This is a genomic window from Clostridium sp. AM54-37XD, assembly GCF_003478225.1.
Classification (GTDB): domain Bacteria; phylum Bacillota; class Clostridia; order Lachnospirales; family Lachnospiraceae; genus Coprococcus; species Coprococcus ammoniilyticus.
In genome coordinates, this window is the sequence record NZ_QUEV01000007.1 from 144,773 (window position 1) to 164,426 (window position 19,654).

Consider the following 19,654-nt stretch of genomic DNA (forward strand, 5'->3'; position numbering starts at 1 on the left):
CTATCATCCGCGTTTCCTAAAGTAAAGGCAAATACCGGATTTTGTAGCTTAATAAATCTTATCTGTGGTATAATCCTTGAAATGGATAAATAATTTCATATATCAGAAACATGAAAAAGAGATTATTATGAATAAGCCTGCAAAGATACAGAAAATCATATAGTAGGAGGTTGTGAATTCCTTGAAGTTTTTACTGGCAGCATTAAATACAAAATATATTCATTCGAATCCGGGGATTTATTCCCTGTATTCTTATTCGGTAAAGAAACAGCCGTCTCTTGCAGAATATATTGAGATTGCAGAATATACGATCAACAATCAAAAAGGAGAGATTCTTGCGGATATCTATAAGAGAAGGCCGGATGCGGTTGGATTTTCCTGTTATATATGGAATATCGAGATGATCCGTGAGCTCATTACAGAATTAAAGAAGCTCCTTCCGGATACAGATATCTGGGTTGGCGGACCGGAAGTACCTACGATGCCGATCAGCTTCTTGCGGAGATGCCGGAGCTTACAGGAGTTATGGTTGGAGAAGGAGAGGCAACCTTTTATGATGTGCTGAGAAGATATCTTGATATTGGAAATATTCATAATACTGGGAAGTCCTATGATATTGGGAACGCCTGTAATACTGGGAATTCCTGTGGTATTGAAAATTTCCGTGATACCGGGGGTTTTCGGGATATTGACGGCCTGGTGCTTCGGGAAGGAAAAGATATTCTTTGTACGAAGCCAAGAGGACTTACCGATCTGTCGGAGCTTCCCTTTCTGTATTATGACCTGGACACTTTTAAAAATAAGATCATTTATTATGAGAGCAGCAGAGGCTGTCCGTTCCGGTGCAGTTATTGTCTGTCATCGATTGACAAACGGGTTCGGTTCCGCAATCTTGATCTGGTGAAGAAGGAGCTGCAGTTTTTCCTGGATCATCAAGTAAAACAGGTGAAGTTTGTAGACCGGACATTTAACTGTTCCCATGAACATGCGATGGCAATCTGGAGGTATATTAAAGAACATGACAATGGAATCACGAATTTTCATTTTGAGATTGCTGCAGATATTTTAAATGAGGAAGAATTGGAGTTGGTCAACAGTCTGCGGCCAGGTGCGATACAGATGGAGATCGGAGTGCAGTCGACAAATCTGCAGACGATAGAGGAGATCGATCGTGTAATGGATGTCGATAAGCTTGCAAAGATTGTTGAAAGGATCCATCAGGGACATAATGTGCATGTGCATCTGGATCTGATCGCGGGGCTTCCGTATGAGGACTATGAATCATTTGCACATTCCTTTAATGACGTGTATGCAATGAAGCCGGAGCAGCTTCAGCTAGGGTTTTTAAAGGTGCTAAAGGGTTCGAAGATGCATGATAATGCAGAACGATATGGTTTACAGTATACAAGCTGTCCGCCGTATGAAGTATTATTTACAAAGTGGATATCTTATGATGAGATCCTGCGGTTAAAGCAGATCGAAGAAATGGTAGAGATTTATTATAACAGCTGTCAGTTTGAGAACACGCTGCCATTCCTGGTGGAAGAATTTGATTCGCCGTTTGATTTTTATGCGAGCCTTGCTTCTTATTATGACAAAAAGGGATATTTTATCCAGACACCGGCGAGAATCTACCGGTATCATGTACTGCTTCATTTTGCAGAAGAACACTTCCCTAAGAAGACAGAATTGATTCGGCAAATGCTGGTATTTGATTTATATCTTCGTGAGAATATGAAGACCCGACCGGATTTCGCCCCGGAACAGGAGGGTGTGAGAGATTTGTTCCGGGACTTCTACATCCGTGAGGCCAACGACCACAGATACCTTCGGGAAGAAGACTATCATGGCTGTGACTGGAAATCTATGTCCAGAATGACACACATAGAAAAGATTTATTACAACAGAGAGACGGGAAATCGTCTGTCTGAAGTATGCTATATATTATTCGATTACAAACGCCGTGATCCGCTGACCGGGGATGCAAGGTATATGATAGTAACACCTGTCGCATCCATGTGATATAAAATTTGGCTGTCTCATGTTGCCCGGGATACTGCTATTTTACGGATGTGTATGTGTTCGGCCTCATGTTGTCCGGGATACTGCCGGTATACTTTGTATGTCTTGTTTTTTTCTATTCGTTGCAAATGTCTGATTCGCTCATGCTCCTGTACCAACTCGCCTTTCAGGCTCAAACAGGCACCCGCATTCGCTGACAATTTGCATCTCATAACGAAAAAAAGCAAACGATAGTACAAAGTGTACCGGCAGTATCCCGGACAACATGAGGCAGGATACATATACACAACAGTAGTTCAGACAACATGAGGCAGGATACATATACACAACAGTAGTTCAGACAACACGAGACAGGTTACATATATACCCGCGGAACAGCGCTGTTGACGAAAATCGGGTTGATCGGAAATGTAACCATATCGCCTACCGAGATATTACATCCGGTTGTATCCACGATCACGGAGTTCATACTGATCTGACCTAACACCGGAAGCCGGCAGTCTTTAAAGCTGGCAGCCGGTGATTTTTTATGGAAAGTGCCTTTTAATTTATAATAAATACGGATCGGAGAGAAGAAATTTGTCCGGAAATCGGTGTGGCGTTCTATCCCAAGTCCATGATAATATCCGACGGAGATAACGGCTGTTTTTGTATTGTGTGACAGTTTAAAGCTGTGACCATAGCCGATGTTGTGACCGACCGGCAGCTCATAGATATCGTCCACACAGGCAGACAGATTGCAGACCTCATGAAAACCATAATCATTTGGAACCGCAAGTCTGCCAAGAAAGGCAGAGCCGATGCGGATGGCATCTAAATTCATGGATGGATATTTTATCATCGAGGTTGAAGATGAGATATGACGGATGCCTACCGGAATACCGTCTTTCTGGAGTGTGTCACAGAGGTGAGTGAAATCCTGAAACTGTTTCTTCACATAGTATTCATTTCTGCATGCAGCTGCATGGAAATGAGAGAAGATACCGGTGATCCGCACATGTCTTAGCGACTGTACGGTATCGGCAATCTGTTTTTCTTCGGAACATAAGAAGCCGTATCTACCAAATCCGGTGTCAATGCAGAGATGTGCATGGACTGTCGGATGGTTCATGTAGGCGGCTGTTTCATCGATCACATGCGCACAGTCGGTACTGGTGATGCTGAGCGTGATATCGTGATCAATCGCAGTCGTGATATCTTCTGAGTTATATAAAGGCGTCATCAGCAGGATATTTCCCTTGATGCCGTTTCTGCGTAAGGTGACAGCATCTGACAGTTCGGTTACACCATAGTTATCAATACCCTTTGATTGTAAGAACGATGCAAATTTTGTAAGCCCAAGCCCATAAGCGTTCCCCTTTAATACTGCTATGACCTTTGCGCCATTTGCCAGACGTTTGATGATCCGTATATTGTTATCCAGTGCATTTGTTTTGATTGTAAGAGTTGTCATGTCCTCAAGTTCCTCCGGTTTCATGTAAGTATTTATCTCATTGTTTATCTACAGACATATGGTCTGTTGTCGAAACTCGCTGCCCGGGCATGAGCGGTTGTTCATTTATTTGATGAATCTAGCATATATTCGAAATGCATCATTTTTGTATAAAAACCGACACAGAAATGCAATATCTTTGAACTTTTTTTGCATCGTTTGTATGCAATCCGGAAAAGTGGATGTTGTATAAGAGTAAAATGTGATAAACTATTTGTAAATAAAAACAGGATGGAAACCGTTTATGCATACACTGATAACAGAGATTCGCGATAAACAGAATATTACAAAGGAACAGCTTCAGCTTCTGCTGGAAACAGACGATCAGGAAATGATTGAAGAATTGATGGTATGTGCCGGAACGGAAGCACAGAAGGTATACGGAAATAAAGTCTATATGCGTGGACTGATCGAGTTCACAAACTATTGTAAAAATAACTGTATTTATTGTGGGATAAGAAGAGATAACTGTTATGTTGACCGGTACCGGCTGACCAAAGATCAGATCCTTGACTGTTGTCAGAGTGGATACCGGCTCGGTTTCCGGACGTTTGTGTTACAGGGAGGCGAAGATCCGTTTTATACAGATGACCTAATCTGTGAGATAGTATCAGAGATCAAACATCAGCATCCGGACTGTGCGATCACATTGTCAATCGGAGAGAAAAGCAGAGAAGCCTATGAGCGGTATTTTGCTGCCGGGGCGGAACGTTATCTGCTTCGTCACGAGACTGCGGATAAGGCACATTATGAGAAGCTTCATCCGAAAGAAATGTCATTTGACAACCGGATCCGGTGCCTGCATGACCTGAAAGAGATCGGTTATCAAACCGGGTGCGGCTTTATGGTCGGTTCACCATATCAGACGGTCGATACGTTATATGAGGATTTCTGCCTGATCAAAGAACTGGAACCGGAAATGTGTGGAATCGGGCCATTTATCCCGCAGGCAGACACACCATTTGGAAAAGAGCCTGCCGGAACACTTGAGATGACCTTACGTCTGCTGTCAATTATCCGGCTGATTCATCCGACAGTTCTGCTTCCTGCGACAACAGCACTTGGCACGATCCATCCGCTTGGCAGGGAGAAGGGGATTCTTGCCGGGGCAAATGTTGTGATGCCGAATCTGTCCCCGGTCGGTGTCAGGAAAAAATATCTGTTATATGACAATAAGATCTGCACCGGGGAAGAAGCCTCGGAGTGTTGTGGTTGTATGATGCGGAGAATGCAGGGAATCGGATACGAGGTTGTGGTTGATCGCGGCGACCATCCATTGTATGACAAGAAAAGATGAATGCATATATTGGAGAAATGCAAACATGGGAGAGGCTTTTTAGCTGAAGGTGAAAATATCTTTGTTATTGCAGATTTTATGAAAGAAAGATGTTGGAAAACATTCTGATTATATTAAGAACTGCATGTTTTACATTCTGCAATACGACAGCAAATAAAATGGGCGGTTTTCTGTCACTGACGAACTATATATTGACATTAGCAAAGATTTCGTCATGCGATGCACATTGCCAGTAAATACGGGTGCCTGTCTGAGCCGAAGGCGAGTTGGCACAGGAGTATTTACGAATCAGGCATGTGCATCAAATAGAAATCATAGCGAGTCAATTATAGATAGTCAGTGGCAGAGAACCGCCCATTATATTATGCATTCGTACTACAGAATGTCGATGTACTCATCGGCGAGAGCCTTGTTCATACTGCGGACAGCACAGAACTTGCCGCACATACTACAGGTGTCGGAGTGGTCATCCTCCGGCATACGACTGTCGCGGATCGCTTTGGCTGTAGCAGGATCAAGTGCGCAGGCATACTGTGCATCCCAGTCAAGGACACGTCTGGCATCCGCCATCTTATCATCGATATCTCTGGCACCCGGAATACCCTTTGCAATGTCGGCTGCATGAGCAGCGATCTTCGATGCGATGATACCCTGTTTTACATCATCTACATTTGGAAGTGCAAGATGCTCGGCTGGGGTAACGTAGCATAAGAAAGCAGCTCCGTTCATGGCAGCAACAGCACCACCGATCGCGCTGGTGATATGATCGTAACCGGGAGCAATATCTGTAACCAGAGGCCCGAGAACATAGAATGGTGCGCCCATGCATAAGGTCTTCTGAACTTCCATATTTGCAGCGATCTGGTTAAGTGGTACATGACCGGGACCTTCCACCATAACCTGTACATTGTGTGCCCAGGCACGCTTTGTCAGCTCGCCCAGACGTACCAGTTCTTCAATCTGGCATACGTCAGTCGCATCTGCCAGACAGCCCGGACGACATGCATCTCCGAGGGAGATCGTAACATCATATTCCTCGCAGATATCTAAGATCTCATCGAAATATTCATAGAACGGGTTTTCCTGACCGGTCATACTCATCCATGCAAATACAAGGCTTCCGCCCCGGCTTACGATGTTCATTTTACGTTTATGTTTTTTGATCTGATCAATCGTTTTTCTTGTGATTCCACAGTGCAAGGTTACAAAGTCAACACCATCTTCTGCATGAAGACGGACAACATCGATGAAATCCTTTGCTGTCAGCTCTGCAAGATCACGCTGATAGTGGATGACACTGTCATAGATCGGAACCGTACCGATCATGGCAGGACATTCGCTTGTCAGCTTCTGACGGAATGGCTGTGTATTTCCATGACTGGACAGATCCATGATCGCCTCAGCGCCCATATTAACTGCACTCATTACTTTTTCCATCTCAATGTTATAGTCCTTGCAGTCTCTGGATACTCCAAGGTTTACGTTAATTTTGGTACGCAGCATACTGCCGACACCTTCAGGATTCAGACAGGTGTGTTTCTTATTAGCACAGATGGCAACCTGTCCCTTTGCAACTAAATCCCTGAGCGCCTCGACAGCCATATGTTCTTTTTCCGCTACGATCTTCATCTGCGGAGTGATGATCCCTTTTCTGGCTGCGTCCATTTGTGTTGTGTAATTTTCCATATTATCCTCCTACTACAACCAATGTTATTTTACGTGGTAGAAAGTGGTGCTCCCGATCTGCCACAGAGCAATAAAAAAGATGCCGCAGGGCACCTCTAATACACATCCCTACGTTAGCATTACCTAAATCAGGTTCACAGGTCGAGAACTTCATTCTCCTCTCAGCCGGCTAATTTGTCAGCTCCCTGAATATATAAATATCTGGAAATATTATATGCCAGAATACGACATAATTCAATGATAATTTTTCAACATAAAAGATAAATAAGGACTTGCGCCCGATACATGAATCAGGAGCAGTACCGGAAAGTACGATCTGTCAGGATCCTTGCAAATATCAGACCGAGGGGCAGGGTAACAATGATCATGATCGCAGATGAAAACCATAAAACAGCCTCTGTTAGGGACATGATACCAAGATTATAGAAAGCACGATAAAGGTAAAGTCCCGGAACCATGATAACGATGGACGGAACGGTCAGAGAGATTCTTGGATATCCGTTATTCCTTTTTATAATGGAGGCAAGAATACCTGCGGTTAATGCGCCTGCGAATGCGGCAGCAGCCGGAGGCGTGCTTGTGTAATCGACAAGCTCCAGCCGGAGAGTATTTGCAACTGCTCCGATACAGGCAGCAGTTGCAGCCATCGGAATCGAGCTGTTAAACATAATGGAGAAACCGAAGACTCCGCAGAAGCTTGTAATGATCCGCAGGATAAGCTTTGTACCTACAGCCAGATTCAAAGCGGAGAAATCCTGAGGATGAAAATGTAACAGCAATGCCATGATCCAGGCGAACATAGTGGCTACTAAAACTATGATGACAGAGTAGCTCAGACGTTCAAGCCCGGACCGAAGATCCAGTTTAGCCAGGTCAATGCCGCTTGTTATGAATGGAAATCCGGGAATGATAAACAGCATTGAGCAGATATAGCCAGCTTCATGGAGTGCAGATACGTGGAAGAAGATTTCTGCAAGGTGAAAGCAGATGGCATATGTCATGCATGCGGCTGATATGGATACTGCTATGTTAAAGAAAAGGGTAAAATGGTGCTTGATCATTTTGGTACGGATGACATTTCCAACACCGGCTGCAATAAAAGCAAGGATCATTTCAACAGGACCGCCGCCTAATAGGAAGGTAAATGCACAGCAGGCGAGGGCTGAAGCCAGACCCAGTTTTGCAGGTGAATAAAGTGTATGGATCTTCTCAATCTGATCAAGACGCCGGTGAATCTCTTCGCCCGTCAGATGGGCTTCTTCTTTTGGGAAATTGTCAACGAATTGTTCCATCCGATAGAGCTTCGAGGTGTTTACACCGGTATTCGCAATGCTCAGAGACTGTGAAACGCAGTCGGTTCCATCAAAACAGTTGAATTCAATGGACATCAATCCGACATCAACGGTGCAGGTTACGCCCAGTTCTTTGGACAGACGGTTCATGGAAGTACGAACACGCCAGGCACCTGTTCCACAGGAGAGCATAATTAACCCGACCCTTCCAATAACAGAGGCTTTTTCTATCAGCCCCGCCTTGGCGATCAGGACATTGCTATCGTTTTTTACATAATCATGCCATGGAATTTCCATATGGTTTTTTTCCATGATATCTGTATAATTACTGTTCTTTGGCATAGATGATCTCCTCCGCTTTTTCAATATGATGTTCCAGATTCGTCAGGAATAATGAATTTGGAAGGAATATGCCGATTTCATCATATCGGGAATTATTTTTCACCAGAGAATCCTGCCCGTAGAAAATGTAGGACATAGGAAGCTCCTTTTCCAGTGCGATCATAAGATTCCATACAGCAGAATATGCTTCTGCCTCTGTCTCCTTTTGCTTTACAGTATCGGGAAGCTCGCGGATCAACAGTACACCGTCACTTTTTTCCAGAATCTTCTGTTCCGGTTTCATGTCATTTGCGGCATAATCGTGACTGTATCTGTATGCGCGGGCGAGATAGATATTTTTGTTGTTTCCAAGTGTCTGATAGATCTTATGAAAATGACGATATTCTTTTTCCCAGATCGAAGTTTCGTATTCAGGAAGCAACTGACCATTATCATCTGTCATAATGACAGGATTTGTTTTGCCATCTGCGTTGAATCGATATGGGATCAGAAAGGAATTACGCAGAAGATCAAACAGGGTATTGTTGCAGATTGCCATAAGAAATGCAGACAGATCCCGGTTATGATAGGAATTGAATAGTGCCTGTGCAAATTCTTCTGCCGGAAGTGGTGCATCGTAAGCATCCTCGTTATAGCACAGGTAATTTGCAAATGTTTCCTGTAATTTCTCACATGCCCATGGATCATTCAGGATTTTTTCAAATAAGAAATCTGCTCTTTTTTCTCGTGGGAAAATTGTAGTTTCGTTCATGCTTAACCGACTTCCTTTCTTTTTCTGTTCTGCATAATTATACTATTGGCAGGATGATAAGTAAAAGATATAATTGATATGACAGATATAATCATTTGATATGATAAAAGAAATGGAGCAGACAGATGAATATTAACTTTGAATATTATAAAATTTTCTATTATGTGGCAAAATATCATAATTTTACAAAGGCTGCGCAGGTTCTGGAAAGCAGCCAGCCCAATGTTACGAGAGCAATGAACTGTCTGGAACAGCAGATGCACAGTACCTTATTTGTAAGAACCAACCGGGGCGTTCAGCTTACACCTGAGGGAGAAAAACTATATATGTATGTGTCGGCAGCTATGCATCAGTTATTAACGGCAGAGGAAGAACTGGCGGACTATTCGGGCATGGTACATGGAAGTATATCGATCGGAGCCAGCGAGACAGCGTTAAATATATATTTGTTTGATAAATTAAGGTCATTTCATACTGCATATCCGGGAATTCGACTGAGAATCTATAATCATTCCACGCCGGAGGCAGTAGATGCAGTAAAGAGCGGTAAGATTGATTTTGCTGTCGTATCGACACCGATGAAAATAGACTCGTCCCTTGAAAGCAGAATGTTAAAACCTTTTCGGGAGATACTGATCGGTGGGGCATCATTTAAAGAGCTACAGGGGAAGGCTTTATCTTTAAAAGAATTGAAGAAATATCCGCTGATCAGTCTTGGACGGGAAACGATGACATTTCGATTTTATGAGCGGCTGTTTTTATCGCACGGGATAGAATTTGCACCGGATACAGAGGCTGCGACAACAGACCAGATCCTGCCGCTTGTCCGTTGTGAGCTGGGACTGGCATTTATACCGGAATCCATGGCAGGTGAGGCGCTCGAACGCGGAGAGGTAATACAGGCAGTCCTAAAGGAGAAAATTCCTGACCGGCATATCTGCATGATATATGACAGCCAGCATCCGCTGAATACAGCCGCAAGATCATTTCGCAGATTATTGGAAGAAGACTGCGAAAAGGTAAACACCCTCAATCGGGGCATCGATTGAGAACAGAAAACGTCTGGTATGCAGTTATCAAGTTCAACATTCATACATTAAATATCCCCCAGGCATATTTGCAGAAAATGTATGACTGTTTTGTGAGGAGGACAGTTTGACTGTAGTCATTTTATAAGAACATATAAAAGATGGTGTGGAATCACACCAAAACAGGATAGAATGTTAAACAAAGAATCAATATAGTGGAAAAGAGGAATAAGAAATATGAAGATCAAAAGAATTGCATTGATTGGACTTGGCGCGATGGGTGTATTTTTTGCGCCAAGATTATATGAAGCATTTGGAGAGAATTTTTATATTATTGCAGGTGGTGAACGTAAAAAACGCCTGGAAAGTAAAGGAGTTACGATCAATGGCGTCAACTACAGATTCCCGATCGTGACACCCGAAGAACAGGGTGAGCCGGCGGATCTGATACTGATCGGTGTAAAAGGCTATGGATTTGCACAGGCAATAGAAGATATCCGCCATCAGGTAGGCGAACATACATTGATCCTGTCTTTGCTAAATGGTGTAGACAGTGAGGAACAGTTGATTCAGGCATTTGGCGAAGAACATGTATTGTATGCATATATGAGAATGTCCATTGTTATGAAAGACGGAAAAGCAGACTTTGATCCGTACTGGGGCAAGATCCACTTCGGAGAGAATAAAAATGATGTTCTGTCAGATCGTGTACTTGCTGTAAAAGAAGTATTTGATCATGCCGATATTCCATATGAGATCGATCCGGATATGTTAAAGGGACTCTGGTTTAAATACATGTGCAATATTGGGGAAAATATGACTTGTGCGTTGCTCGGTATCCCATTTGGATTTTTTCGTATCAGCGACAGTGCGAATTGGATCCGTGACAATGCCATGCGGGAAGTGGCTGCGATCGCGCAGAAGAAGGGAATCGATATAGGTGAAAAAGAAATAGCGGAGCAGGATGTTACAGTAAAGACAATTCCACCCGAGAACAAACCATCAACCCTGCAGGATCTGGAAGCGGAGAAGCTGACCGAGGTAGAGATGTTTGCCGGCAATGTCATAAAGATGGGAAAAGAGCTTGGCGTGCCCACTCCGATTAATGAGATGTTCTATCATGGTATCCGGGTACTGGAGGAGAAGTTTACAAAAAGATAATATTTGAATTAGCACTCATCTATTTACAGTGCTAACAAAACGTGCTATAAATAATGGTATGAAATAACTGCATATAATAGAGAAAGCTGTGTGAGTCTAATAAAATGCAGAAAAATGACAGTAATATATGACTGATGAAAGAGAATCAGAAATATAGATAGAAATGGGGTAATTAGGATGGATAGACCAAGTATTTTTTCAGATAATTTTGAGATGATGAATGGCTTCTTTGATGATTCCTTCTGGGGCAGCCATTCCGGACTTCGTACCATGACTACAATGGCAACTGATATATTCGAAACAAAGGACGGATATGAGATAGAGATGGATCTGCCGGGATTTCCAAAGGAAAGCATCAAGGCAGAATTAAAAGGTGGTTACCTGACAATTCTTGCCAGCTATACTGGACAGGATCGTGAAGACAGGGAAGGAAGCTATATCAAAAAGGAACGGTATTCCGGTCATTATAAGAGAAGCTTCTATGTCGGCGACAAAGTCAGTGAACAGGATATTAAAGCAAGATTTGCAAATGGTGTTCTGTATGTCTATGTACCAAAATTCGACGACCAACCGGAAGTAGAAGAAAAGAAGATTATCTCGATAGAAGGATAACGGACAAATTTTAGGGGCTGTTTATTATAATGTAGCAAGCCTGTCCGAGCGCCGGTACTTAGGTTGCGTATTTTGCAACCTTATGTACCGTTGCGTTGAGGATAGAACGAAAGTGTCTTGCACAATAATAATAAACAACCCCTGAAATTTGTCTGTTTTCTAAAATCCCAGATCTTCATTTACAAGGATGACCTTGATACGTCCTTTGTGCTTGGAATAGCGGGTGGTTAAGAACTGGCAGCAGACTGTTTCCGGTGACAGACAGTTTGCGCATTCGCCGGTTGTACTGCAAGGGGTTGAAAGTCCGAAGCGCTGTGCATTGATCGGAGCTGCTTCATTTCTTGCACGGCTTAAAGCATCTTCTTCTGTCCGTACTACCTTGTTCATTCCTGTGATCACGATAACATGGGAAGGACCATAGACGATGGCAGCTACACGATTTCCATTGCCATCGATATTTACCATAATGCCGTCTTCGGTGATCGCATTACAGCTTGTTAAGAAGTAGTCAGCGAAGAAACATTCTTTGGAGATCCGGTCTTTTTCCTCCGGTGTTTTTGCTGCATCACGGTTCAGCTCTTTGTAGTTTCCCTCGATAAGAGCATCTAAAAGTCCGGTTGCTTTTACGGTCATGGAACCGCCCCAGCCGACAGAGCTTCCTTCCGGGATCAGACTCAGTGCAAGCTCCTTAGCTTCTTCCTTTGTCTGGACATAGAAGCCTTCCATATTTCTGGCAGCCAGCTTGTTTATCATGGCTTTCGCCAGTTTGTCGTTTCTCATGTTTCTAAAAGTGTCCATTTGATATACCTCCGTTTATTCAGGGAAATCCAGATTATTTTCCGCAAAGAAATTCATCACTTCAAATGCAGAAGTACAGTTCTGATTGATACATACGATCAGGGCAGCATCCTGTGAAAATTTGGGATACAACACGGCATTTCCGGAGATTGTAAGTGCACGTTGGATCTCTTTCAAATTCATTCCGGCGCATAATGCCAGAAGAACCAGCTTGTATTTTCCGGGATGTGGTTTCCTGCCGTTTAAGATCTGATAAGCATAGCCGCGGTCCAGATTGCTTCGTTTTATGACATCGGCGGTCAGAAGCTCCGGGTGATCTTTAAAGTAAAGATTAAAATAATCCTGCAGATTGTCACAGGACATATCATCTGCATGAGATGTTATATATGATTTAAAATGTATATTTGAATCATCGGTTGATAATTCATTCAGCAGATCTGTTGTTCTGGTCGTTTTCATGATTAATCCTGCATTCTTTCCCTTGATAATTTTTATCAGTACCATATAATATTTATTATACTTGTCGATAAAGCAATTTCAAGATAAACAATAGGAAAATGATATGAATTTAGAAATACAAAGTCGTCTGTCCTTTTATCGCAGACTGGAAGAAGTAGAGCATAAAAAGGGAATTTCTCTGGTGCGGCATATAGAGACCGGACAGATTTATGTAGAAAAAGTGCTGACGCAATATGATAAATCTATATATGATTGGCTGCAACAATCAAAACTCCCTTACGTTCCGCAGATTTATGAATGTATGGAAGAGGATGGTACGTTATATCTGATCGAAGAATACATACAGGGGATCACGCTGGAAACATATATTGAACAGTTTGGATGTCTGGATTTGGATGCTGCCGGAAGAGTGATCGAATATCTTTGCCGGACATTGGAAAAACTGCACAGACATATACCGCCGATCGTACACCGGGATATCAAGCCGACAAATATAATGCTTCAGGGGGATTTCAAAAAGGGACATGGTATTGTATCTGTATATCTGATCGATTTCAATACTGCAAGAGTTTTTGACGCAGAAAGGAATCGGGATACCGAGTTGATCGGTACAAGAGGATTTGCAGCTCCGGAGCAATACGGTTTTTCGCAGTCAGATGCGCGGACGGATATCTACGGACTTGGCGTGTTATTAAATTATATGTTGTGTGGAAAATTGATCCGGGATGGAATCTACGCAGATCATCAGGAAGTGTCACAGATCATCCGGAAAGCAACCCGGATCGATCCGGAGAAACGATATCAGACAGCAGAGGAAATGCTCGATGCGATGCAACAGAGCATGATTTTAGATGAAGCTACAGATAAAGTATCCTTGAATGATAAATCCCGCCCGGCATGGACTCGTTTCCTGCCACCGGGATTTCGGGAAGGAAAAATCCTGAATATGGTTGTTGCAGCCATTTATTATATATTTTGGATGTATTTCTGTCTGACAGTAGAAGTAAAAGATCATGGAGAACCGCTCTCCGGAACTTGGTTATATGTAAATCGCTTTGTATATTTTATGATGTTTATCATTACTCCGTTTTTTTGGAATAATTATCTGGACGTCTGGAATTATTTCCCGCTTGTGCGCTCACCGAAGAAGATATGGAAGCTGGTTGGATTGTTTTTATATACGGTGGCATGGTTTTTTTTAGTGATGTTTGTATTCGTTATAGTAGAGGATATATTCCGATAGTGTGCTGTCAGCACACCAGCTCTTTCTGAAAATTTTATAAGATAGAATATGCAGTGGTTGTAATTATATCAAAATACCCTGAATGATGACTGATACAGGGGGATTTTAATATAATAGCAAGAACACTTATAACAGCAGAAAGAGGAGAGAATTTATTATGGAAAAGACAAAGCAACCTTTATCAACATTCAGACTCGTAGCAGGGATCATAACGATCGTGTTATCAGTCTTAGTAACATTTCAGTCCTGTGCGGCAGGATTATCAAATGCACTGGAAGAAAACGGGGAATCCGGAGGCTCTGCAGGTGTATTACTTGCAGTTTGTTTCCTTGTTGCAGGAATTGTTGGAATTGTAACCAGAAAGTCAACCGGAGCAGGCGGTGCATTCACAAGTGCAGGCTTCTACATAGTCGGTGGTCTGATCGGCCTTATATGTGCAGGTTCCTATGCTGATTTAGTAATCTGGGGCGTTATCTCCGTAGCATTCGGCGTTATATTCATAATCGCAGGCGTATTAACAAAGAAGAGAAATTCTTAATTTATATAAAACGTCTATAAAAAATAAGTCCATCCGTGTGTGTGGGGGAATGATAGTCATCCCCCCACACAACCGGATGGACTTATTTTTGATTATAGGAAGAAAAACCACGCATACTTCCGCCGAGAACCGGAAAAAATACTAAAAGAATATTGGAATATAGGGGATTTTAGGATATACTATAAAACAGTGTGTTTAAAAAATACAAACAGCGATGGAGGAACTATGTTAGAGTTAAAAAACATCTCATATATTGTAAATGAGGATGGAAAAGAGAAAGCAATATTAAAAGACATTAACCTTACAGTAAACGAACATTTCGTAGCAATTACCGGCCTAACGGTGGCGGTAAATCAACACTTGCGAAGATCATAGCCGGAATTATCAAGCCAACAACCGGACAGATTCTTTTAGATGGAGAAGATATCTCGGAATTGAATATAACAGAACGTGCAAAGAAAGGAATCAGCTATGCATTTCAGCAGCCGGTTCATTTTAAAGGGCTTACTGTAAAAGATCTGGTATCTATAGCATCCGGCAAAACACTGAATGTTTCACAGATCTGCGAGATCCTTTCCGAAGTTGGTTTATGTGCAAGAGATTATGTGAACCGTGAAGTAAATGCAAGTCTTTCCGGTGGTGAGTTAAAACGTATTGAGATCGCCATGATCATTGCAAGAGGTACGAAGCTGTCATTATTTGATGAGCCGGAGGCAGGCATCGACCTGTGGAGCTTCAACAGTCTGATCAAGGTATTTGAAAAGATGCGTGAAGAGATCAACGGAACGATCCTGATCATTTCCCATCAGGAGCGGATCCTTAATATAGCAGATAAGATCGTTGTGATCGCAAATGGTCATGTTGATGCAATCGGAAGCAGAGATGTGATCATGCCAAGACTGACTGGTGAATCAGCCACTTGCAAGGTGCTGGAAGAAAAACAGAAATAAGTTGTGAGGTAACAGAACATGGATTTAATTCAGAAGAGTTTATTGCAGCAGGTAGCAGGACTTCATGATGTACCGGAGGGCGCATATAACATTCGTGTCAACGGACAGCTTGACAGCAGAAATACAACTGCAAATATAGATATTGTAACAAAAGAGGATAAGCCGGGAATCGATATCATCATTAAACCGGGAACAAAAAATGAGAGTGTGCATATTCCGGTTCTTTTGAGTAAGAGCGGTCTGCAGGATATGGTATACAATGATTTCTATATCGGAGAGGACTGCGATGTTACGATCGTAGCCGGATGTGGTATCCATAACTGTGGTGTGGACACCTCCAAGCATGACGGCATCCATACTTTTTATATTGGTAAAAATGCAAAAGTAAAATACATCGAACGACACTATGGTGAGGGAGATGGAAATGGCGAGAATATCATGAATCCGGAAACCATCGTGCACTTGGAAGAAGGTGCCTCGATGGAGATGGAGACGACTCAGATCAAGGGAATTGATTCGACTGTCAGAAAGACCGGCGGTGATCTGAAGGATAACGCATCATTAGAGATCAGGGAGAAGATCATGACACATGGCAAACAGTATGCAAAGACTGATTTTGTTGTGGATTTGAATGGAAAAGGCTGCAGTGCAAATGTAGTATCCAGATCCGTTGCAAGAGATCAGTCCAGACAGGAATTTTTCTCCACGATCAATGGCAATAATGAATGTAAGGGTCACAGTGAATGTGATGCGATCATTATGGATAGCGCAAGTGTATCAGCAAGTCCGAAGCTGACGGCAAATAACATTGATGCAAACCTGATCCATGAAGCAGCGATCGGAAAGATTGCAGGCGAGCAGCTGATCAAGCTGATGACGCTTGGGCTGACAGAGGCAGAAGCGGAAGAGCAGATCATCAATGGATTTTTAAAATAAAAGCGTTTACAATAAATCATATAACCTATTTGACATTAAAGGTAGATAGTGATAGTTTGTAAGAGTAAAAAATACAAATCATAAAATCATAGCGAGGTATCAAAATGCAGGAAATGAAACCGATTAAAGAGGGTAAAGTACGTGAGATTTATGATAATGGTGACAGCCTTATCATGGTAGCAACAGACCGTATCAGTTGTTTTGATGTCATTTTAAAGAACATCGTTACAAAGAAGGGTACAGTCCTGACACAGATGTCCAAATTCTGGTTTGATATGACAGAAGATATTCTTCCAAACCATATGATTTCGGTTGACGTAAAGGATATGCCTGAATTTTTCCAGCAGGAGAAATTTGACGGAAACAGTATGATGTGCAAGAAACTGGAAATGCTCCCTGTTGAGTGTATCGTTCGTGGTTATATCACAGGAAGTGGCTGGGCAAGCTACAAAGAAAACGGTACAGTATGTGGTATCAAGCTTCCGGAAGGATTAAAAGAATCCGATAAGCTTCCGGAACCGATCTACACACCTTCCACAAAGGCAGAGATCGGAGATCATGATGAGAATATCTCATACGAGCAGAGTGTTGAATATCTGGAAAAGAGATTTCCTGGCAAGGGCGAAGAATATGGCGCAAAGCTTCGTGACTATACGATCGCTTTATATAAGAAGTGTGCAGAATATGCATTATCAAGAGGTATCATCATAGCAGATACCAAGTTCGAGTTTGGTCTGGATGAGAATGGCAATATCGTTCTCGGTGATGAGATGCTCACACCGGACAGCTCCCGTTTCTGGCCTGCAGAAGGATATGAACCGGGTCATGGTCAGCCATCCTTTGATAAGCAGTTTGCCCGTGACTGGTTAAAGGCAAATCCGGATAACAACTGGGAGCTTCCTGACGAGATTGTTCAGAAAACAATTGACAAATATCTTCAGGCATATGAGCTTCTCACAGGCAAGCCTTTAAAGTAATAAGTAATAGAAAAATAATAGAATAGTACTTAATTTTATTAGGCGGTATAGGTACGCAGGATTGTATTTATACCGCCTGAATTAATTTTCTGAATATTCAACAAAATGTCTGTAAAATCTGACAATTATGGGTTGACGCTTGAAAAATGGCATGCTATAGTCAGCTCATAAGAAATACAACAGATAAAAAATTACCAGGGGTTTTATGGTGATTATAATAAAAAGATGGAATCTTATTACAATGGGGTAGTAAGATTCCATCTTATTTTTTGCGTTGTCAGGGAGATTCTCATTATAAGAAATCCCATTCTGTAAAGCGGAAATATGTGTGGGAGCCTGTTTCAGGACAAGATTCCTGTGTATTATCTGAATGAATTATAGGACTGCCCGGCTTCCATTGTTACACCACGAAGCTCAGCCATTTCGCTGACAGTTACAAGCTGATAACCATTTTCAATCAGCTTCGGAATGAATGTCTGTGAGGCAATAGCGGTTGACTGGTGAAGGTCATGTATCAGAATGATCGCTCCGTCATAAGCACCATCCACAACTCGTGTGATCGTAGTAGGAGTGCTTCTGGTTTCCCAGTCTCTGGTATCCACAGACCACATGATCATTGGAAGACCTACATTCTCACGTACAGTATCATTGACGCAGCCACCAGGCGGACGCATCAGAGTAGGAGCAACTCCGATCTCACGGATGATCGCATCTGATCCCTTTTTGATCTCTTCTTTGACTCCGTCTGCGGATAATCTGTTTAACCATGCGTGATCATAGGTATGTGTACCGATCTCGCAGCCGAGTGCATATTCCCGTTTCAGGTAAGAACTGTATGTGGAGCAGCGGTTTCCAACAACAAAGAAGGTTGCAACTGCATTATATTTTTCCAGTGTGTCCAATACCAGTGGTGTGTATGGAGAAGGACCATCATCGAAGGTCAAGGCAACCATTTTCTTATTTCCATCTACCGTTCTGTAGATAACACCCTTGTCATTTGCGACATACAGGCAGTTGCCGATCTTAACTCTGCCGGTCAGTAATGTACCATCTGATTTAAAATAATATCTGTCTTTTCCAATCGTCTGCATCCCATATGCCATGGTTCCGTTTTCTTTGTAATAATAGGTTTTGCCGTTTATCTTCTGAAAACCGGTTGCCATGGTTCCGTTTGCCTTAAAATAATAATTGCTGCTGCCAACTTTCTGGACACCGACAGCCATAGTTCCATTATCATGGAAGTAATAAGTTTGGCCATTCAGTTTTTTAAATCCTTTTGCCATGACACCCCGTTTGGTAAAATAATAGGTATGACCGTTTAATTTCTGGAAGCCGGTTAACATACAACCATTTTCTTTGAAGTAGAATGTTTTATTGTTTAAGGTCTGAAAACCGGTCTGCATGATACCATTCTGGTTGAAATAATACATGTTCCCTTTTATTCTGAGAAATCCGGTTGCCATAGCCCCGCCTTTTTTACGGAAATAATAGGTATGCCCGTTTAATTTCTGGAAGCCTTTTTTCATGGCACCTTTGTCTGAGAACAGATAGGTATGTTTTCCAATCGTATGCTTTCCGGTGTAGGCAGCACCGCTGGAACCGAAATACATTTTATTTCCTTTTTTTGTTGTAAACCAGGAATTGGTAAGTAATACACCTGTCTTTGGATTTAGGTAATATTTTTTTCCGGTATAAGGACTTTTGTACATGCCTTTTCGCATACGTCCGATTTTGGAAAAAATATAAGTCTTACCTTTGATCGTCTGTTTGCCCTTCACGGCTGTACCATTTTTCCGGAGATAATAGGTATTTCCCCTTTTGGTCGTATACCAGCCTTTTTTCTGCATGACACCCTTACTGTTAAAAATGTAGGTGTGCCCGTTGATCGTTACCCGGCCTTTCGCCTGCTTCCCATTTTTATAGTAATAATGGGTTCCGTTCTTTTCTTTGACAAAACCGGATGATTGTTTTTTCCCGGCTGCCTGACTGGTAAATCCGGCACTCAGGAGTGTCGGGATCAGGATCAGAGCGGCAAAAATCAGTAAAATTTTTCTTTTCATAGATATGTTC

General features: G+C 42.3%; 17 protein-coding genes, 1 pseudogene and 1 riboswitch. Of the genes and pseudogenes, 11 read left to right on the forward strand and 7 right to left on the reverse strand.

Features of this window, described 5'->3' with window-relative positions:
* Window positions 1-172 precede the first annotated feature (172 nt).
* Window positions 173-565: a cobalamin B12-binding domain-containing protein gene (locus tag DXA07_RS14110; RefSeq protein ID WP_348980800.1), complete on the forward strand. Its 393-nt coding sequence runs from the start codon at window positions 173-175 to the stop codon at window positions 563-565.
* Window positions 526-2,022 carry a DUF4080 domain-containing protein gene (locus DXA07_RS08475; protein WP_348980801.1) on the forward strand — a complete coding sequence of 499 codons (1,497 nt, stop codon included), beginning with the start codon at window positions 526-528 and terminating at the stop codon, window positions 2,020-2,022. Before DXA07_RS14110 ends, DXA07_RS08475 begins: the two co-directional genes overlap by 40 nt.
* Before the next feature lie 355 nt (window positions 2,023-2,377).
* Here DXA07_RS08475 and alr read toward each other — a convergent pair whose 3' ends face one another.
* Window positions 2,378-3,475, reverse strand: coding sequence for an alanine racemase (alr, locus tag DXA07_RS08480; RefSeq protein WP_173783324.1), 1,098 nt, complete (start codon window positions 3,473-3,475; stop codon window positions 2,378-2,380).
* 283 nt (window positions 3,476-3,758) lie between these two features.
* On the opposite strand from alr, the gene hydE reads away from it, so the two are divergent.
* Window positions 3,759-4,811 carry a [FeFe] hydrogenase H-cluster radical SAM maturase HydE gene (gene hydE / locus DXA07_RS08485; protein WP_117822015.1) on the forward strand — a complete coding sequence of 351 codons (1,053 nt, stop codon included), beginning with the start codon at window positions 3,759-3,761 and terminating at the stop codon, window positions 4,809-4,811.
* A 375-nt stretch (window positions 4,812-5,186) separates the two neighbouring features.
* On the opposite strand, the gene thiC is transcribed toward hydE, so the two are convergent.
* The 3 genes from thiC to DXA07_RS08500 form a co-directional block, all read right to left on the reverse strand.
* The gene (thiC, locus tag DXA07_RS08490) at window positions 5,187-6,497 is read right to left on the reverse strand and encodes a phosphomethylpyrimidine synthase ThiC (protein WP_117822014.1); all 1,311 of its coding nucleotides are present in this window, start codon (window positions 6,495-6,497) and stop codon (window positions 5,187-5,189) included.
* An 88-nt stretch (window positions 6,498-6,585) separates the two neighbouring features.
* A riboswitch (TPP riboswitch) is annotated at window positions 6,586-6,695 on the reverse strand.
* Between the two features lie 92 nt (window positions 6,696-6,787).
* The gene (locus DXA07_RS08495) at window positions 6,788-8,131 is read right to left on the reverse strand and encodes a threonine/serine exporter family protein (RefSeq protein WP_117807278.1); all 1,344 of its coding nucleotides are present in this window, start codon (window positions 8,129-8,131) and stop codon (window positions 6,788-6,790) included.
* Window positions 8,115-8,882, reverse strand: a complete 768-nt coding sequence (locus tag DXA07_RS08500; protein WP_117807279.1) for a DUF4866 domain-containing protein — start codon at window positions 8,880-8,882, stop codon at window positions 8,115-8,117. The genes DXA07_RS08495 and DXA07_RS08500 overlap by 17 nt, the downstream gene beginning before the upstream one ends.
* 125 nt (window positions 8,883-9,007) lie before the next feature.
* Between DXA07_RS08500 and DXA07_RS08505 the strand changes: the two genes are divergently transcribed.
* The 3 genes from DXA07_RS08505 to DXA07_RS08520 all read left to right on the forward strand — a co-directional run bounded on the left by DXA07_RS08505 (window position 9,008) and on the right by DXA07_RS08520 (window position 11,683).
* A complete protein-coding gene (locus DXA07_RS08505; RefSeq protein ID WP_117822013.1) occupies window positions 9,008-9,931 on the forward strand; it encodes a LysR family transcriptional regulator in 924 nt (307 codons plus the stop codon).
* 216 nt (window positions 9,932-10,147) lie between these two features.
* Complete coding sequence (locus tag DXA07_RS08515) at window positions 10,148-11,071, forward strand: ketopantoate reductase family protein (protein WP_117822012.1); 924 nt, start codon at window positions 10,148-10,150, stop codon at window positions 11,069-11,071.
* Between the two features lie 177 nt (window positions 11,072-11,248).
* Window positions 11,249-11,683: an Hsp20/alpha crystallin family protein gene (locus DXA07_RS08520; protein ID WP_117822011.1), complete on the forward strand. Its 435-nt coding sequence runs from the start codon at window positions 11,249-11,251 to the stop codon at window positions 11,681-11,683.
* Window positions 11,684-11,842: 159 nt separating this feature from the next.
* On the opposite strand, the gene DXA07_RS08525 is transcribed toward DXA07_RS08520, so the two are convergent.
* Window positions 11,843-12,481, reverse strand: a complete 639-nt coding sequence (locus tag DXA07_RS08525) for a lactate utilization protein (RefSeq protein WP_117807283.1) — start codon at window positions 12,479-12,481, stop codon at window positions 11,843-11,845.
* A 15-nt stretch (window positions 12,482-12,496) separates the two neighbouring features.
* The gene (locus DXA07_RS08530) at window positions 12,497-12,940 is read right to left on the reverse strand and encodes a hypothetical protein (RefSeq protein WP_117822010.1); all 444 of its coding nucleotides are present in this window, start codon (window positions 12,938-12,940) and stop codon (window positions 12,497-12,499) included.
* Between the two features lie 103 nt (window positions 12,941-13,043).
* Between DXA07_RS08530 and DXA07_RS08535 the strand changes: the two genes are divergently transcribed.
* The 5 genes and pseudogenes from DXA07_RS08535 to DXA07_RS08555 all read left to right on the forward strand — a co-directional run bounded on the left by DXA07_RS08535 (window position 13,044) and on the right by DXA07_RS08555 (window position 17,584).
* Complete coding sequence (locus tag DXA07_RS08535; protein WP_117822009.1) at window positions 13,044-14,183, forward strand: serine/threonine-protein kinase; 1,140 nt, start codon at window positions 13,044-13,046, stop codon at window positions 14,181-14,183.
* 157 nt (window positions 14,184-14,340) lie between these two features.
* Window positions 14,341-14,721 (forward strand): hypothetical protein, encoded by a 381-nt coding sequence (locus DXA07_RS08540; RefSeq protein ID WP_008401935.1) that lies wholly within the window; start codon window positions 14,341-14,343, stop codon window positions 14,719-14,721.
* A gap of 225 nt (window positions 14,722-14,946) precedes the next feature.
* Window positions 14,947-15,671 (forward strand): annotated as a pseudogene (locus tag DXA07_RS08545) (ATP-binding cassette domain-containing protein).
* Between the two features lie 18 nt (window positions 15,672-15,689).
* Window positions 15,690-16,607, forward strand: coding sequence for a SufD family Fe-S cluster assembly protein (locus DXA07_RS08550; protein ID WP_117822008.1), 918 nt, complete (start codon window positions 15,690-15,692; stop codon window positions 16,605-16,607).
* Between the two features lie 104 nt (window positions 16,608-16,711).
* Window positions 16,712-17,584: a phosphoribosylaminoimidazolesuccinocarboxamide synthase gene (locus DXA07_RS08555; RefSeq protein ID WP_021944088.1), complete on the forward strand. Its 873-nt coding sequence runs from the start codon at window positions 16,712-16,714 to the stop codon at window positions 17,582-17,584.
* A gap of 362 nt (window positions 17,585-17,946) precedes the next feature.
* Here the strand turns inward: DXA07_RS08555 and DXA07_RS08560 are convergent, their stop codons facing one another.
* Window positions 17,947-19,644 carry a polysaccharide deacetylase family protein gene (locus tag DXA07_RS08560; RefSeq protein WP_181983868.1) on the reverse strand — a complete coding sequence of 566 codons (1,698 nt, stop codon included), beginning with the start codon at window positions 19,642-19,644 and terminating at the stop codon, window positions 17,947-17,949.
* Window positions 19,645-19,654: the final 10 nt, after the last annotated feature.

Bases quoted from the DNA above. Each gene is read 5' to 3' on its own strand.
- DXA07_RS08555 (WP_021944088.1), top strand. From the start codon at position 16,712: ATGCAGGAAATGAAACCGATTAAAGAGGGTAAAGTACGTGAGATTTAT.
- DXA07_RS08560 (WP_181983868.1), bottom strand. From the start codon at position 19,644: ATGAAAAGAAAAATTTTACTGATTTTTGCCGCTCTGATCCTGATCCCG.
- DXA07_RS08495 (WP_117807278.1), bottom strand. From the start codon at position 8,131: ATGCCAAAGAACAGTAATTATACAGATATCATGGAAAAAAACCATATG.
- hydE (WP_117822015.1), top strand. From the start codon at position 3,759: ATGCATACACTGATAACAGAGATTCGCGATAAACAGAATATTACAAAG.
- DXA07_RS08515 (WP_117822012.1), top strand. From the start codon at position 10,148: ATGAAGATCAAAAGAATTGCATTGATTGGACTTGGCGCGATGGGTGTA.
- DXA07_RS08550 (WP_117822008.1), top strand. From the start codon at position 15,690: ATGGATTTAATTCAGAAGAGTTTATTGCAGCAGGTAGCAGGACTTCAT.
- DXA07_RS08535 (WP_117822009.1), top strand. From the start codon at position 13,044: ATGAATTTAGAAATACAAAGTCGTCTGTCCTTTTATCGCAGACTGGAA.
- DXA07_RS08505 (WP_117822013.1), top strand. From the start codon at position 9,008: ATGAATATTAACTTTGAATATTATAAAATTTTCTATTATGTGGCAAAA.
- DXA07_RS08520 (WP_117822011.1), top strand. From the start codon at position 11,249: ATGGATAGACCAAGTATTTTTTCAGATAATTTTGAGATGATGAATGGC.
- alr (WP_173783324.1), bottom strand. From the start codon at position 3,475: ATGACAACTCTTACAATCAAAACAAATGCACTGGATAACAATATACGG.
- thiC (WP_117822014.1), bottom strand. From the start codon at position 6,497: ATGGAAAATTACACAACACAAATGGACGCAGCCAGAAAAGGGATCATC.
- DXA07_RS08525 (WP_117807283.1), bottom strand. From the start codon at position 12,481: ATGGACACTTTTAGAAACATGAGAAACGACAAACTGGCGAAAGCCATG.
- DXA07_RS08540 (WP_008401935.1), top strand. From the start codon at position 14,341: ATGGAAAAGACAAAGCAACCTTTATCAACATTCAGACTCGTAGCAGGG.
- DXA07_RS08530 (WP_117822010.1), bottom strand. From the start codon at position 12,940: ATGAAAACGACCAGAACAACAGATCTGCTGAATGAATTATCAACCGAT.
- DXA07_RS08475 (WP_348980801.1), top strand. From the start codon at position 526: ATGGTTGGAGAAGGAGAGGCAACCTTTTATGATGTGCTGAGAAGATAT.
- DXA07_RS08500 (WP_117807279.1), bottom strand. From the start codon at position 8,882: ATGAACGAAACTACAATTTTCCCACGAGAAAAAAGAGCAGATTTCTTA.